The following is a 14,022-nucleotide window of genomic DNA, read 5'->3' as shown; positions in this document are numbered from 1 at the left end:
ACGGCATACAGAAAAGAGAGGCAGCCATGCCCGATCCCCTCGCCCCGCTTCCCATCCCGTCGCTGCATTCGCGCAGCGACAAGATTTTCGCCATCAGCATCACGCTGGCGCTAATCGTTGCCTTCGGCGCCGCCATTGTCATGGCGCTGCGCTTCTGGCACGGCAGCACGGCCGAGTTCGATCCCGCCGCAGCCTGGCCGCTGTTCTGGGGCGTGACGCTCAGCCTGGTGCTGGGCGGTCTGGTGGTGGGGATTTTCCTTTACGGCCGCCAGCGCGAAATCCGCGGCGAAGAACGCAGCAACGCGCGGCTTAAAACAGATTGAAGGTATTGCCGACCAGCCCGAGCGGCAGGCGGCCCATCTCGAACAGCCTGAACTTCAGCGCGAAGGGATGCTCGGCATCGGCTTCGGCCGCCAGCACCAGGGCGGCCTGGTAGGCTGCCTGCGCCGCCGCACCGGCCGCCACCTTCAGTAGGTCGGGATCGCTCACGCCATGGCGCGCGGCCGCCTTCATGGCGCGCTCATGCGCCACTTCGCCGGCCCGTGTCGAGACATGGGCCAGCGCCACTTCCAGATCGTGTTCGCTGTTGAACTGCAGGGCATCCTCGAACAGCGCGCGGCGCATCTGTTCCTCGGCCTGCCACCAGTCTTCCTCGAAATCCGTCGCCTGCGCGGTGTCGGAGGCCGCCAGCCAGTTTTCCACGCCGGCGATATGCACTTCCGAGAATCCGATGCCGGCCGCATAGCGCTCGGCAATGTCGCGCTCGGCCGCGTTCAGCGGTCGGCCGACGGCGCTGAACCAGGTGAGACTGCCGGCCAGCCGCGCCAGCCGCGCTACCGCACGCAGGCCGTCGAGATCGTCGCCGGTGCGGAAATCCTGCGCGCCCAGTTCGATGAAGTCGTCGTCGTCTTCCTCGTCGTCATTGGCAACTTCGATGATCTTGTGAATCTTGGTCATATCTGGCTCTCAGCGGTTGCCGCGGCTTTCGCGCCACAGACCGAGTTTCTTCTGCACCGGACGATCCGAGAAGCTGAACAGCACGGCATCGCCGTTCGGCGCATGATGGCGATGCGGCACCCAGCTCGGGATCACGAAGGTGTCGCGCCTGTCCCAGTCGAAGCGCTGCGCATCCGCACCCTCGCCGACCAGCGTATAGCCCTCGCCCTCGACGATGCTGAACACCGTCGCGTCCGAACTGCGATAGCGCTCGCCGGCAAAACCCTTCGGCAGCAGCTGCATATAGGTGCCGATGGTCGGCATCGCCGCTTCCCCGGTGGCGGGATTCACATACTGCAGTTTCAGGCCGTGACAGGAATCCCATTCATCCGTGCGGCGCATGGTCTCCAGCGCCTCGCGCGTGCGGCTGTAGGGATAGTTGAACACCGGCGAAGTCGGCACGCGCACTTCGTGATCGACCGGCAGGAGTCCGGAACCGTAGCGCGCCAGACTGTCGCCGGTGGGACGCGACAGCGGCTGGCTGTCCTCGGGATAGCGTTCCATGAAGGAGCAGTCGAGCGCCTGCACCAGCGGGATGTCGAGGCCGTCCATCCATACCATCGGACGGTCTGAGTCATTGCCGTGGTCGTGCCAGGTCCAGCTCGGCGTGATGACGAAGTCGCCTTCGCGCATGATGGTTTTCTCGCCATCGACCGCGGTATAGGCGCCGTCGCCTTCGACGATGAAGCGCAAGGCCGACTGCGTATGGCGATGCGACGGCGCCACTTCGCCCGGCAGGATCAGCTGCAGTCCGGCATAGAGCGAGGTGGTGATGCGCGACTGGCCGGGCATGCCGGGATTTTCAAGAATCAAAACCCGCCGCTCGGCTTCCTTCGCCGTGATCAGGCGGCCGGCTTCCATGATGTCGTCGCGGATATCGGCATAGCGCCACAGCGCCGGCTGGCAGGCGCTTTTCGGCTGCGGAATCACCAGCGCATGCAGCACCTCCCACAGCGGCGTCAGCTTGCGCGCGCCGATCTTGTCGTAGAAGGCCTTGCGCTGCTGCATGACGCCATTGTCGATTGTGGTGCGGTCGATGGTCGGATGCTGGGTCATCGGGCATATCCTCGGATTGGCCGCATACTATCAGAGGACGGATTAGTCTCAAAAGCCGGACAAAAGAAAACGCCCGGTCGGGGGGGCGAGCCGGGCGTTTCGCGCATATATACTACTGCGCCAGAGTGGCATCGAAGGGGGGGATCTTCGACACCGGCAACGGCAGTGCGCCATCGCCATGACACCGATATGGGTGGTGTCTGCAAATTTTCCAAGGGCCCCGGCCATTTTGTCGCATCAGATCGGCGTGATCATGCCCCGGATGCAGGGCGCGTTCACCGTTGGCGATTTGCAATCGCCTGAGATTCAATGGATTTTCGTTTTTCGCCATGCAGGCATTGCATGGCAGCCGGTCTCAGATTGCAGAGGCGATCAATGCGCGGCGGTCACGGTTTCCGGATCGGTCAGCCGATAGCCGAGCCGCGGCTCGGTCAGCAGGAAGCGCGGCTCGTCCGGATCCTTTTCCAGCTTGCAGCGCACCTTGCGCGCCAGCACCCGCAGCGCCTGGCGCATCTCGGCATTGTCATTGCCCCAGAGCGTGACGGTGAGCTGCTTGGTGCCGACCGGCTGGCCGCTTTTCTGCGCCAGCATCTTCACGAAGCGGGCTTCCATCGGCGACAGGCGCACCGGGCGGTCGTCGCGCCGTGTATCGCCGGTCAGCGGATCGATCACGAACGGCCCGACGGTGACGATTGTACTGGTGGCGCTGCCGGCTGCGTCCTGGCTGCGGCGCAGGGCGGCGCGCACGCGGGCCAGCAGTTCGCCGGCATCGAAGGGTTTGGTGACATAGTCGTCGGCGCCGAGGTCGAGGGCGCGGATTTTCGCATCCACCTCTTCCTGGCCGGAGAGGATGACCACCGGCATGGCCGAGGTCTTGCGCAGACGCTCCAGCACCTCGAATCCGCTAATCCCGGGCAGGCCGAGATCAAGCAGCAGCAGGTCGGCATCGGCAGTTTTGGTCAGTCCGTCTTCGCCATTGGGGGCTTCCAGCACCTCATAGCCGGCCGCTTCCAGGGCGGCGCGCAGGGCGGCGCGGACCGGCGTCGAATCTTCGATCAACAGGATGCTGTGCCGTTCTAGCTTCTGCACGGAACCCAGGGCCGCCTCCCATTTGTCAGCCGGCTGATTTATTCAGTCCGGTCATACACTCAGGAGATAGGGTATCGAAAAATAATGTTTTCGCCCAGCGGTAACGCATGGCGATCTCTTGCAAGCGCCAATTGCGGGTATTGCCGGTGATTTTAGCGGTTGTCCGGGGTTTACGCCTGTATGACAGGCAAGCCGGCGCCGACATCGATCATGTGCACGCGGAACCCGCTGACCGTCAGGGCGATGCTCTCGCCGCGATACAGATGCGGCAGGTTGCTCACCACCGCCAGGAGCTGCAGGGGCGTATCGGGTTCGTCGGGCAACAGCGGCACGCTGCAGACCTGCACTTCGCGCCGCCGCCCGTCGGGTTGCTGCAAGCCGTAGAATGTGACCAGCGCCACCGGCTGGTTGACCACCTGCCACAGCAGCCTGCCGCGGCAGGCGCGCAGGTCGGGCGATATCATGTCGAGGTAATCGCGGCCCATCAGGCGGGTGCCCAGCAGCTGTTCGATATCGTTGCCGGCCAGGCGGAAGGCGGTGCGTTCGGCGCTGAACACCTCCAGCAGCACCATCTGCGGCATCAGGCGCGCCACCGAGACCAGATCCATGTCGCGCCGTCGGGGCAGCAGGCGGTCGCCGCGCCAGGCTTTCCAGGCAGTCAGGAACTGCCGGCTGTCGGCGGTCAGGGCATTGTCGTCGCCGCTGTGACGCGCCGCCGGCAGAGCGGTGACGGGCACCTGCAACGCCGGCGTCTGCAACAGGGCGCGCAGGTTGTCAGTCTTGTAAGGATGGGCGCGGGTCATTGTTCCAGTTGCCCGCTGACATGCAGGTCGGGGCCCACCGGGGGCAGACCGGCGCCGATATCGATGAAATGCAGGCCTTCGCCTTCGGCGTAAGAATCCGGCTCGATCGCGCCGCCGGTATCCGAGGTCTTCAGCAGCAGGGTGGCGCAGGCCAGCACCAGGCTGGGCCGCGTCTCGCCGGCCTCGCAGAGCGGCGCCGAAACCAGTTCCACCGGCACCATCTGCGCGTCCCGGCGCAGCCAGTAATAAATGACGGCGGCGCAGGGCTGCGCCACTTCGGTCAGCAGCAGGTCGGCGCGGCGCCGGCGGTTTTCCGGTTCGGTCAGATCGAGATAGTTGCGGCCGGCCAGATTGGCGCCCAGCAGATCGGCGATATCGCTGCCGGCGAAATGGATCGGCATAGTTTCCGGACCGCGGACTTCCAGCAGAATGCAGCGCAGCAGCAGGTCGCGCAGCCGGCCAGTATCCAGGGCGCTGCGCTGCGGAATCAGGCCGCCGCCGCGCCAGCGATGCCACTCGGCGAAGAAGCGGCGGCTCGGCTCGGTCAACGGGCTGGGAAGGCTGGCCACGAAGTCCATGGCCCGACCCTATCAAAGCTGAGCGGCGCTGGCGTCGTTATGATTCGATAATCCTATGAAAACTTGGGGAAAATCAGAATTGGTCAGAATTACTTCCTCCGGAGGTAGCAGACCCGGTGCGGAGCATCGATGCAGAAGAGCTTGACCTTCCTATCATGGGAAGCCCTATGTCTCAGGACAGCCCATATAGCTGTCCGCGAGTGTCCCATGTCCGCCCTGCCATCCCCCCAATCCCCCGCGCTTTCGCTGTCGGTCACCGGCATGACCTGCGCCTCCTGCGCCGGCCGGGTCGAAAAGGCGCTGGCCGCCGTGCCCGGCGTGGCCAGCGCCAGCGTCAATCTGGCCGGCGAAACCGCCCGTGTCTTTGGCGCGGCCGATCCGGCGGCGCTGATCGCGGCGGTGCGCAAGGCGGGCTATGAGGCCCAGCCGCTCGCCCCGGAAGCGCTGCTGCCCGAACCGACCCAGGCCTTGCAGCGCGAGGGCCGTCTGGCGCTGCTCGCCATCCTGCTCAGCCTGCCGCTGCTTGGCGGCATGGTGGCCGAGGTTGCCGGCATTCACGATCGTATGCTGCCGGCCTGGGCGCAGTTCGCCATCGCCACGCCGGTGCAGTTCCTGCTCGGCTGGCGCTTCTATCGCGGGGCTTTCTCGGCTTTGCGCGCGCGCACCGGCAACATGGACATGCTGGTGGCGCTCGGCACCACGGCGGCCTGGGGTCTCAGCACCTGGAACTGGTATGTCGCCGCGCCGCATATGGCGCATGGGGTGATGCCGCATTTGTATTATGAAGCCTCGGTGGCGATCGTCGCCTTCGTGCGCCTGGGCAAGTGGCTCGAGCTGCGTGCCAAGCGTCAGACCGTGACAGCCCTGCGCGCGTTGCTGCGCCTGCGGCCACCCATTGCATGCCGCCGCCATCCCGATGGCCGCGAGGAAACCGTCGACACGGCGCAGCTGCAGCGCGGCGATCTGATCGTGGTGCGTGCCGGCGAGGCCTTTGCCGCCGATGGCGATATCATCGAAGGTCGCGGCAGCGTGGATGAGTCGATGCTGACCGGCGAAAGCCTGCCGGTCGACAAAAGCGTCGGCGATGCCGTGCATGCCGGCACCATCAATCGCGATGGCCTGCTGCTGGTGCGCGTGGCGGCGACCGGGCAGGAAACCATGTTGGCCCGCGTGGTGCGGCTGGTGGAAAGCGCCCAGGCTAGCAAGGCGCCGGTGCAGAAGCTGGTCGATCATATCAGCGCCATCTTCGTGCCCGTCGTGCTGTTCGTCGCGCTGGTCACCTTCACGCTGACGCTCAGCCTGAGCGGCGGCGACAGCGAACGCGCCCTGCTGCATGCCATCGCGGTTCTGGTGATCGCCTGTCCTTGTGCGCTTGGCCTGGCCACGCCGGCGGCGCTGATGGTCGGCACCGGTCTCGCCGCGCGCTATGGCATCCTGATCCGCGATGCCGATGCGCTGGACGTGGCGCGCCGCGTCGATACCGTGGCCTTCGACAAGACCGGCACGCTGACCGAAGGCCGGCCGGTGGTCACCGATATCATCGCCAGCGCAGACAGCAATGAAACCGAACTGCTGCAGCTCGCGGCCAGCCTGCAGGCCGGATCGCAGCATCCGCTGGCCCAGGCGCTGCGCCAGCGTGCTGCCGGCCTGCCGCAGCATCGCCTCACCGACTTCGTCGATCTGCCCGGCCGCGGTCTCAGTGGACTGCTCGATGGCCGTCCGCTGCTGCTGGGGCGCGACAGCCTGCTGCGCGAGCATGGCATCGATCTGTCGCCGTTGCAGGCGCAGGCCGCGGCGCTGGCGGCCCGGGGCCGCACGGTGTCCTGGCTGGCAGCGCTGCCCGGACGTCGCGTGCTGGGCCTGATCGCATTCGGCGATACGGTTCGGCCGACGGCAAAGACCGCCATCCTGCGTCTGCAGGCGATGGGCATCCGCACCCTGCTGCTCTCGGGCGACAATGCCGGCGCGGCCAATGCGGTGGCCGCCCAGCTCGGGATTGACGATGTCGCGGCGCAGCTGCTGCCGCAGGATAAGTCCGCGCGCATCCAGGCGCTGCAGAAGGCCGGCGCGGTGGTGGCGATGGTGGGCGATGGCATCAACGATGCGCCGGCGCTCAGCACGGCTGATCTCGGCATCGCCATGGGCCCAGGTGAATCTGGATATGGAGGCACCGATGTGGCGATGCAGACCGCCGGCATCACGCTGATGCGCGGCGATCCGGCGCTGGTGGTCGATGCCATCGCCATCGCCCGTGCCACCGATGCCAAGGTGCGGCAGAATCTCGGCTGGGCCTTTGTCTATAACGTCATCGGCCTGCCGCTGGCAGCTTTCGGCCTGCTCAATCCCATGTTGGCCGGCGCTGCGATGGCGCTGTCCAGCGTCAGCGTGCTGACCAACGCGCTGCTGCTGAAACGCTGGAAACCGGAGGTGCTGCCATGAATATCGGCGAAGCCAGCGCGGCGTCTGGCGTCACCGCCAAGATGATCCGCTATTACGAAAGCATCGGCCTGATGCCGGCAGCCGGGCGCAGCGGCAGCGGCTATCGCCTTTACGCCCAGCGCGACGTGCATCTGTTGCGCTTCATCCGCCGTGCCCGCGATCTGGGGTTTGCGCTGGAGGATATCCGGCTGCTGCTTGGCCTCTGGCAGGATGGCGAGCGGCCGTCTGCGGCGGTGAAAGAGATCGCGGTCAAGCATATCGACGACCTGACGCGCAAGATCGTCGAACTGCAGGCGATGAAACGCAGCCTGCAGCATCTGGCCGAAGCCTGTCATGGCGATGCGCGGCCCGACTGCCCCATTCTCGATGATCTGGGCGGCCTCGACATTCCCGCAGAGGGACCGGCCTGCCACACATAAAAAACGGCGGAGCCTTGTGGGCTCCGCCGTCGGATCGTCAGGAGATCAGAACCAGCTGCGCAGGCCGACGCGCACCACATGCATGGTGGTATCGTCCAGGCCCTGCTCGCCATCGCCGATCCACTGGTAGCGATAGCTCGGCACCAGTTCCAGGCTGCTGCTCAGGCGATAGTTCAGGCCGGCCTCGCCAAAGGCGGTGAGGTCGGTGCTGTTGCCATCATTGCCGCCCAGCGTTGTGCCGTTGCTGCTGACGGTGCGGCGGTCGAAGCGCTGGTGCATCACGCCGGCGCCGGCGCCGATATAGGGGCTGAGCGGCGAGCCGGTGTTGAAATCGTAATAGGCCGCACCGGTGGCCGAGTAGCGATCGACATCGTCGCCCAGGCGGCTGCTGCCGCCGTTGGCGCGGAAGCGGTCATACTCGCTATTGCCGTAACCGAGCTCGCCTTCCAGACGCAGCTGGTTGGGGAAGCGGTAACCGTACTGGCCATAAATGGCATAGCCATTATCCTGCTCCAGCACCGAGCCGCCGGGACCGTCGGTGTCCTGCGGGATCAGGTAGCCGCCAGCGATACCGCCATAGGTGCCGGTGTTCATCTTCTGCTGCTCCTGCGCCATGGCGGGCGCCAGGGCAGTTGCAGACAGCAGGGCGGCCGCAAAGGCGGCGAGAGTCAAACGGGACATGGTGCAATCCTTTACCAAGTGGCGAGGGGACGTCTGTCCGCCATGTTGATCCGGCGGTTCTGCTGACGTGGGAAGGATCAACGGCGCGCACAAGCGCAGGTGCCGTCTTTAAGCTGAAACACGGCGAGGGCGTTGTAGTTGTGCAACAGTCGGGAACCGGCCGGGCGTACCGTCGTTTCATTCCTCTTGGGCTTCGCGCCGGCTTGCCATGCAGCGCCGTCTGCCTTATCTCGGTGGGTGCAGTCTTAGCCGAAACCGAGCCATGAGCCATCCTGAAAAACCAGTTCTCGAACCCGTCGCCGCGCCGTGGTCGATGGCACTGGTGCTGGTGTGCTCGGAATGCGATGGCGGTCGCGGCACCGAACTGACGCAGCATCTGAAGGATGAGATCAGGGACCGCCTCGAACAGACCGGTGCTCACAAGCGCGAGGTGCGTGTCGCGCGCGTGCGCTGTCTCGGCATCTGTCCCAAGCGGGGTGTCGCGGTGACGATTGCCGGCCTGTCGCGCAGCACCGAAAACCATGTCGTCACGGCTAAGGACAAGGCGGCCGTACCGGCGCTCTGCGCCGCCATCCTCAGGACGCCGAACTAGACACCGCAATACGATAGATCTGTACGCCGTAAGGATCGATGCGGTCGCGGAACAGGCCGCGTGCGGCATCCTGTTCCACCGGCCGGTCGTCATCCATGCGCGCGACTTTGGCAAAGCGCAGCGCGACGCGGAAATGGTCTGCCTCCGGTGTCGGGTTCACCACGATCAGCAGCAGGCCGCTCTCATAGGCTTTCAGCAGGCTGCGCAGTCGCGATGGCGCATCGCCCCGCCGCGGCAGCCGCACCGCCAGGCTGTAGCCCGTGTCGGCGTCGGCTTGCAGCAGGGCCGGGGCAAGGCGGCCGATGCGGCGGTTCATCTGCGCCACCGCATCCCACAGACGGCGCGATGTGGCGGCCGCCTCAGGCGTCACCACCAGCGGCGCGGTTGTGCCGGTGCGGATGCCGTAATCGAGCCGCGGCTGCGCGCTGATGCCCAGCGATCCGGCATTGCGGGCGGCATAGTTATCCTCACCCTGCCAGATCAGGCCGCTGGCGCCGGCCACCAGCGCGCTCCAGGCCAGCACACGGGCTTCCTGCGGATCCAGCAGGCGTTCCGTCCCCCGGGCATAGGCCGGCAGCAAAGCCCACACCGGCTTGTCGCGATGGGCACGCGCCGTGGCGGCAAAGGCATCGGCTTCGGCCGGATCGCGCGGCATGGCGACCACCACGGCCGCTGACGCGTCCAGCAGGGTGGCATGCAGCAGGTCGCGTTGCGGCCGCAGCAATTGCAGGCGCGAGCCCTCGGCAGCATTCAGCATGGAGTCCAGCGGCTGTTCCGGGTCGGCGGCGACGGCGTTGAAATTGGCGGTGAAGGCAGAATGGAAACCGCGTCCGGCGCTCTGGTCGAAATCGACCAGCGCGCCACCCAGGGCCAGCGGGAAAAACGAACGCGCCGGATCGAAGGCGGTCAGCACGGCACCGCTGCGGTCGGTATGCGGCATGGCGCCGGCATGGCCGCGTTGCACGGCTCCGGGCAGCGGATCGTAATCGCGATACGGATCGCTGGCGCAGGCCGCCAGCAGCAGGACGACGGACAGGACCAGGGCGCGGGGAATCAGTCGCCGCGCCATGGCCGTCGACTCAATGGGCGCTCTTGGTTTTGGGCTTCGGTTTCGCGCGGCTGTCGATGGTGCCATCGGCCACCGTCTCGTCATCGGGGATATGCGGATCCTTGCCGTGGCCTTCCGCATGCTCGGTCAGGCGGTCCATCCAGGCCAGCAGCACGCCCGAGATCACGAAGGTCAGGTGGATGCCGACCAGCCAGGCCAGTTCGATATTGTCGCGTTCCTCGATATTCATGAAGGCGCGCAGCAGCTGGATCGCCGAGATGGCGACGATGCTGGCCACCAGTTTCAGCTTCATGCCGGAATAATCGATCTTGCCCATCCAGCTCGGCCGGTCCTTGTGGTCGCCGGTATCGATCTTGGAGACGAAATTCTCGTAGCCGGAAAAGATCACCAGCAGCAGCAGGTTGCCGGCCAGCGACAGGTCGATCAGCGACAGGATCGACAGCACCAGCTGGGATTCCGACATCGAGAAGACCACGGGGATGGTATGGAACAGCTCCTGCAGGAACTTGATCAGCAGCAGGATCAGGGCGATGGCCAGGCCCATATAGAAGGGCGCCATGACCCAGCGCGAGGCAAACAGAATGCTTTCAAACAGATGCTCGATCTTGCGCATGGGACTCCCCGGAAAACCGTCGGCACGCTAACCGAAGCGGCCCGGTCAAACTAGGCCGTAACGGTTGGAAAACGATGACACCCGGGCCGTGGCGAAATGCCGCCTTGTCAGGGTGGCCGGGCAGGTCTAGTAGAACGTATACGACGTTTTCCCCCGGCGACGCAGCTTTTCCGGCGCCGCTATCCCGTCGCTCTTCTTTATCCTTGGCCTGCCCATGACCAGCCAGCCGCCGCCCGCCGACCCGGTTCCGGGTCCCGTCGCTTTCAGTCACCAAGAAAAGATCGTCATCCTGTTCGGCCTGATGCTGGGCATGTTCCTGGCGGCGCTGGAGCAGACCATCATCGCCACGGCGCTGCCCGGCATCGCCGCCGACCTGCGCGACGCCGAACATCTGAGCTGGGTGGTTTCGGCCTATCTGCTCACCTCGACGGCGGCGACGCCGATCTACGGCAAGCTCTCCGATCTCTATGGCCGCAAGCATATGCTGCAGGTGGCCATTGCCATCTTCCTGGTCACCTCGCTGCTCTGCGGCCTCGCCACCACGATGAAGGAACTGATCCTGTATCGCGCGCTGCAGGGCCTGGGCGGCGGCGGCCTGCTGGCCATGGCCCATGCCACGATCGCCGATGTGGTCAGCCCGCGCGAACGCGGCCGCTACCAGGGCTATATCGCCAGCGTCTTCGCCGTGGCCAGCGTGGCCGGCCCGGTGCTGGGCGGCCTGTTCACCGAACATCTGGGCTGGGCCTGGATCTTCTGGATCAACCTGCCCTTCGGCCTTGCCGCGCTGATCGTGGCGCAGAAGACGCTGCAGCGCCTGCCGGTGAAACGGCTACGCCACCGGATCGACTATGCCGGCGCGGTGCTGATCGTCTCGGCCGTATGCTGCCTGCTGCTGGTCACCACCATGGGCGGCAACGAGGTGGCCTGGGATTCGCCGGTGATCTTCGGCCTGGCCGCCGCCACTCTGCTGCTGTTTGCGCTCAGCATCTGGCAGGAACGCCGGGCGCCCGAACCGATCCTGCCGCCGCGGCTGTTCCGCAATGCCAACTATGTCACCGCCATGACCTCCAGCACGCTGCTGGCCATGGTGATGATCGGCGGGCTGGTATTCATGCCGCTGCTGCTGCAGATGGTCTACCAGATGTCGCCGGGCGATGCCGGGCTGATGCTGATCCCGCTCACCGTTACCTCGGTGGTCGGCGCCATCACCGCCGGCCAGCTCGTCAGCCGCACCGGCCGCTATAAACGCTTCCCGCTGCTGGGCCTGGGCTTCGTGCTGGCGGCGATGCTGCTGCTGGCCACGCTCTCGGCCACCACGCCGCTCTGGCTGGCCGGTCTGTATATGGCGATGGCGGGTTTCGGCATCGGCCTGTTCATGCCGGTGATGCTGATCTCGGTGCAGAATACCGTGGAATACCGCGACCTCGGGGTCGGCACCGCGTCGGTTTCCTTCTTCCGCTCGATGGGTGGCTCCTTCGGCGTGGCGCTGTTCAGCGCCGTGCTGCTCGGCCGGCTCGATTATCTGCTGCGGCTGCTGCCCGGCCATGAAGCGCTCGGCCCGGCGCCGGCGGTACAGCTGCTGCGGGCCGGCACCACGGCGCTGGCCTCCACCCCGGCAACCCTGCGGCCGGGCGTGCAGGCGGCCATCACCGGCGCCTTCCAGGCCACCTTCCTGATTGCCGCGGCGATTGCAGCGCTCGCCCTGATCGCCATCGTCCGGTTGCGCGAGACACCGCTGCGCTCCGGTCCGGTGCCGGCTGCCGCGCAGGACCCCGCCGCCAGCGTCGGCGCCCCCGCAGACTGACCCTGCGCGGCGGATGGCCCGGAAGTCTCCGGGTTTTGCACAGGCCTTGCGCAAAGCGCTTGCATGCGGCGACGCATCTGGGCATGAGTCACGCCATGCCGCGCTTCTTATCCGTCCTGTCCTGTGCCGCCGCGCTTGTGCTGGCGACTGTGCCCCCCGTGTCTGCCGCCAATGTGGTCGTCGAACGCGACGCCATCCTGGTCGATGGCAAGCCCTTCGTCGCCGTCGGTGCCGCCGGCCAGAGCCGTTTCGGCCTGCTCAAACAGCTGGGCGCCACCACCATCCGCACCTACGGCGACGAGACCGGCTACGTGCTGGACGAGGCGCAGAAAAACGGCCTGATGGTGATTGCCGGCTTCTGGATGGAGCATCCGCGCCGCGGCTTCAATTACCGCGACCTGGCCCAGGTCGGGCCGCAGCTGCAGAAGCTCACCGACTTCGTCAACCGCTACAAAAACCATCCCGCCCTGCTGATGTGGGGTATCGGCAACGAGGTCGAGTCCGAGTTGAAGGACGACACCGATGTCTGGCCGGCGCTCGAGGAAGCGGCGCGCGTGGTGCGCCGCCTCGATCCGCATCACCCCACCATGGCGATCCTGGCCGAAACCGGCACCGACAAGATCGTCAAGCTGCGCAAGCATGCCCCCAGCATCCAGGTGCTCGGCGTGAATTCCTATGGCGACTCCCTGCCTTCGCTGCCCGGCCGCGTGCGGGCGCAGGGCTGGCGCGGCCCGCTGATCGTCACCGAGATGGGTGCGATGGGCCAGTGGCAGGCCAAACGCACGCCATGGAATGCGGCGATCGAGCCGAGCAGCGACGAGAAGGCGGCGATGCTGTCGCGCTGGTTCACCGCGCTGCAGCCCGAGGTGCAGGGCCAGATCGTGTTCTACTGGGGCCAGAAGCAGGAAGTGACGCCGACCTGGCATAGCCTGTTGCTGCAGGGCGGCGAATATACCAGAACCGCCGAAGCGATGGCGGCGGCCTGGGGCGGCAACACGCCCGCCGGCAACCGCGCGCCGCGCATCGCGCTGTTTCGCTTCCCCAATGGCGAGGAATGGAACAAGGACCAGGTGGCGCGCGCCGAGATCGCGGTCGACGATCCCGATGGCGATCCCTTCGGCGTGGTCTGGCAGGTGATGGCCGAAAGCACCGATCTGCGCACCTCGGGCGATGCCGAACAGGTACCGCCGGTCTTCCCGCAGGCGGTGCGCGAGCCCGGCCCCAAGGGCGCGGCGATCAGCGGCCTGCAGCCCGGCAACTACCGCCTGTTCGTTACCGTGCGCGACGGCAAGGGCGCGGCGGCCACGGCCAACCTGCCCTTCCGGGTGAAGTAACGCCGGATCATAAAAAGGCGGGCTCTGAGGCCCGCCTTTTCCATCAGCGTCTGGGGAACGCTTAAAGCTTTACGCAGCGGCTTCCAGCAAGGGCGTGTCGACGGCATCGATCGCGGCCACGGTCTTGCCCTCGACCAGGCGGTCGAGGTCGATCAGCGACACCATACGCTCCTCGCGCGCGGCCAGCGCGGTAAGGAAGCCGCGCTCCACATCCATCGCCGTCGCCGGCACCGGCTGCAGTTCGCCATCCTCCAGCGAGACGATATCTGACACCGCATCGACGAGCAGGCCGTAGAAGCCGGCCTTCGCCTCCACCACGATCACCACATGGATCGCAGTAGGCTCGGTGGCTTCCGCATTCAGGCGGATACGCAGGTCGAAAATCGGAATCACCTGACCGCGCAGATTGATGATGCCGCGCACACTGGCAGGCGCGTTGGGTAGCGGGGTCTCCCGCGTCCAGCCGCGGATCTCGCGTACGCTCAGAATGTCGATGCCGTAATCCTGGCCCGAGATGGCGAAGGTCAGGTACTCGTGTCGTTCAGTCAT

Annotated in this window: 15 protein-coding genes; 6 read left to right on the top strand and 9 right to left on the bottom strand. The window is 66.1% G+C overall.

What is annotated here, in order from left to right; genetic code table 11:
• Positions 1–26 precede the first annotated feature (26 nt).
• Positions 27–323, top strand: coding sequence for a hypothetical protein (locus tag AC1ROB_RS02615; RefSeq protein ID WP_492972308.1), 297 nt, complete (start codon positions 27–29; stop codon positions 321–323).
• Here the strand turns inward: AC1ROB_RS02615 and AC1ROB_RS02610 are convergent.
• The 5 genes from AC1ROB_RS02610 to AC1ROB_RS02590 all read right to left on the bottom strand — a co-directional run bounded on the left by AC1ROB_RS02610 (position 310) and on the right by AC1ROB_RS02590 (position 4,522).
• Positions 310–957, bottom strand: a complete 648-nt coding sequence (locus AC1ROB_RS02610) for a hypothetical protein (RefSeq protein ID WP_492972309.1) — start codon at positions 955–957, stop codon at positions 310–312. The two genes, AC1ROB_RS02615 and AC1ROB_RS02610, sit on opposite strands and share 14 nt — an antisense overlap.
• 9 nt (positions 958–966) lie before the next feature.
• Positions 967–2,052 carry a gentisate 1,2-dioxygenase gene (gtdA, locus tag AC1ROB_RS02605; RefSeq protein WP_492972310.1) on the bottom strand — a complete coding sequence of 362 codons (1,086 nt, stop codon included), beginning with the start codon at positions 2,050–2,052 and terminating at the stop codon, positions 967–969.
• A gap of 372 nt (positions 2,053–2,424) precedes the next feature.
• The gene (locus AC1ROB_RS02600) at positions 2,425–3,141 is read right to left on the bottom strand and encodes a response regulator transcription factor (protein ID WP_492972311.1); all 717 of its coding nucleotides are present in this window, start codon (positions 3,139–3,141) and stop codon (positions 2,425–2,427) included.
• Between the two features lie 170 nt (positions 3,142–3,311).
• A complete protein-coding gene (locus AC1ROB_RS02595) occupies positions 3,312–3,944 on the bottom strand; it encodes a PAS domain-containing protein (RefSeq protein ID WP_492972312.1) in 633 nt (210 codons plus the stop codon).
• Complete coding sequence (locus tag AC1ROB_RS02590) at positions 3,941–4,522, bottom strand: PAS domain-containing protein (RefSeq protein ID WP_492972313.1); 582 nt, start codon at positions 4,520–4,522, stop codon at positions 3,941–3,943. The genes AC1ROB_RS02595 and AC1ROB_RS02590 overlap by 4 nt, the downstream gene beginning before the upstream one ends.
• Before the next feature lie 207 nt (positions 4,523–4,729).
• Here AC1ROB_RS02590 and AC1ROB_RS02585 point away from each other — a divergent pair, with 207 nt between their 5' ends.
• Both AC1ROB_RS02585 and cueR read left to right on the top strand, forming a co-directional pair.
• Positions 4,730–6,961, top strand: coding sequence for a heavy metal translocating P-type ATPase (locus AC1ROB_RS02585; protein ID WP_492972314.1), 2,232 nt, complete (start codon positions 4,730–4,732; stop codon positions 6,959–6,961).
• Positions 6,958–7,380 carry a Cu(I)-responsive transcriptional regulator gene (cueR, locus tag AC1ROB_RS02580; RefSeq protein WP_492972315.1) on the top strand — a complete coding sequence of 141 codons (423 nt, stop codon included), beginning with the start codon at positions 6,958–6,960 and terminating at the stop codon, positions 7,378–7,380. The genes AC1ROB_RS02585 and cueR overlap by 4 nt, the downstream gene beginning before the upstream one ends.
• Before the next feature lie 45 nt (positions 7,381–7,425).
• On the opposite strand, the gene AC1ROB_RS02575 is transcribed toward cueR, so the two are convergent.
• Complete coding sequence (locus AC1ROB_RS02575) at positions 7,426–8,061, bottom strand: outer membrane protein (protein ID WP_492972316.1); 636 nt, start codon at positions 8,059–8,061, stop codon at positions 7,426–7,428.
• A gap of 262 nt (positions 8,062–8,323) precedes the next feature.
• Here AC1ROB_RS02575 and AC1ROB_RS02570 point away from each other — a divergent pair, with 262 nt between their 5' ends.
• On the top strand, positions 8,324–8,653 hold the full coding sequence (locus tag AC1ROB_RS02570; protein WP_492972317.1) for a hypothetical protein: 330 nt from the start codon (positions 8,324–8,326) through the stop codon (positions 8,651–8,653).
• Here the strand turns inward: AC1ROB_RS02570 and AC1ROB_RS02565 are convergent.
• On the bottom strand, positions 8,637–9,722 hold the full coding sequence (locus tag AC1ROB_RS02565) for a hypothetical protein (protein WP_492972318.1): 1,086 nt from the start codon (positions 9,720–9,722) through the stop codon (positions 8,637–8,639). The genes AC1ROB_RS02570 and AC1ROB_RS02565 overlap by 17 nt on opposite strands.
• Before the next feature lie 10 nt (positions 9,723–9,732).
• Positions 9,733–10,335 carry a TIGR00645 family protein gene (locus AC1ROB_RS02560; RefSeq protein WP_492972319.1) on the bottom strand — a complete coding sequence of 201 codons (603 nt, stop codon included), beginning with the start codon at positions 10,333–10,335 and terminating at the stop codon, positions 9,733–9,735.
• 214 nt (positions 10,336–10,549) lie between these two features.
• On the opposite strand from AC1ROB_RS02560, the gene AC1ROB_RS02555 reads away from it, so the two are divergent.
• Complete coding sequence (locus AC1ROB_RS02555) at positions 10,550–12,139, top strand: MDR family MFS transporter (protein ID WP_492972320.1); 1,590 nt, start codon at positions 10,550–10,552, stop codon at positions 12,137–12,139.
• Positions 12,140–12,234: 95 nt separating this feature from the next.
• The gene (locus tag AC1ROB_RS02550) at positions 12,235–13,473 is read left to right on the top strand and encodes a glycoside hydrolase family 2 TIM barrel-domain containing protein (RefSeq protein WP_492972321.1); all 1,239 of its coding nucleotides are present in this window, start codon (positions 12,235–12,237) and stop codon (positions 13,471–13,473) included.
• A 69-nt stretch (positions 13,474–13,542) separates the two neighbouring features.
• On the opposite strand, the gene AC1ROB_RS02545 is transcribed toward AC1ROB_RS02550, so the two are convergent.
• Positions 13,543–14,022, bottom strand: a complete 480-nt coding sequence (locus tag AC1ROB_RS02545) for a chemotaxis protein CheW (RefSeq protein ID WP_492972322.1) — start codon at positions 14,020–14,022, stop codon at positions 13,543–13,545.

Source organism: Ferrovibrio sp. GW821-FHT12F09 (assembly GCF_058806775.1).
Note: the sequence above shows the minus strand (reverse complement) of the source record. Positions and strands in the feature narration are given on the sequence as shown.

Bases quoted from the DNA above. Each gene is read 5' to 3' on its own strand.
- AC1ROB_RS02615 (WP_492972308.1), top strand. From the start codon at position 27: ATGCCCGATCCCCTCGCCCCGCTTCCCATCCCGTCGCTGCATTCGCGC.
- AC1ROB_RS02610 (WP_492972309.1), bottom strand. From the start codon at position 957: ATGACCAAGATTCACAAGATCATCGAAGTTGCCAATGACGACGAGGAA.
- gtdA (WP_492972310.1), bottom strand. From the start codon at position 2,052: ATGACCCAGCATCCGACCATCGACCGCACCACAATCGACAATGGCGTC.
- AC1ROB_RS02595 (WP_492972312.1), bottom strand. From the start codon at position 3,944: ATGACCCGCGCCCATCCTTACAAGACTGACAACCTGCGCGCCCTGTTG.
- AC1ROB_RS02590 (WP_492972313.1), bottom strand. From the start codon at position 4,522: ATGGACTTCGTGGCCAGCCTTCCCAGCCCGTTGACCGAGCCGAGCCGC.
- AC1ROB_RS02585 (WP_492972314.1), top strand. From the start codon at position 4,730: ATGTCCGCCCTGCCATCCCCCCAATCCCCCGCGCTTTCGCTGTCGGTC.
- cueR (WP_492972315.1), top strand. From the start codon at position 6,958: ATGAATATCGGCGAAGCCAGCGCGGCGTCTGGCGTCACCGCCAAGATG.
- AC1ROB_RS02575 (WP_492972316.1), bottom strand. From the start codon at position 8,061: ATGTCCCGTTTGACTCTCGCCGCCTTTGCGGCCGCCCTGCTGTCTGCA.
- AC1ROB_RS02570 (WP_492972317.1), top strand. From the start codon at position 8,324: ATGAGCCATCCTGAAAAACCAGTTCTCGAACCCGTCGCCGCGCCGTGG.
- AC1ROB_RS02565 (WP_492972318.1), bottom strand. From the start codon at position 9,722: ATGGCGCGGCGACTGATTCCCCGCGCCCTGGTCCTGTCCGTCGTCCTG.
- AC1ROB_RS02560 (WP_492972319.1), bottom strand. From the start codon at position 10,335: ATGCGCAAGATCGAGCATCTGTTTGAAAGCATTCTGTTTGCCTCGCGC.
- AC1ROB_RS02555 (WP_492972320.1), top strand. From the start codon at position 10,550: ATGACCAGCCAGCCGCCGCCCGCCGACCCGGTTCCGGGTCCCGTCGCT.
- AC1ROB_RS02550 (WP_492972321.1), top strand. From the start codon at position 12,235: ATGCCGCGCTTCTTATCCGTCCTGTCCTGTGCCGCCGCGCTTGTGCTG.
- AC1ROB_RS02545 (WP_492972322.1), bottom strand. From the start codon at position 14,022: ATGACTGAACGACACGAGTACCTGACCTTCGCCATCTCGGGCCAGGAT.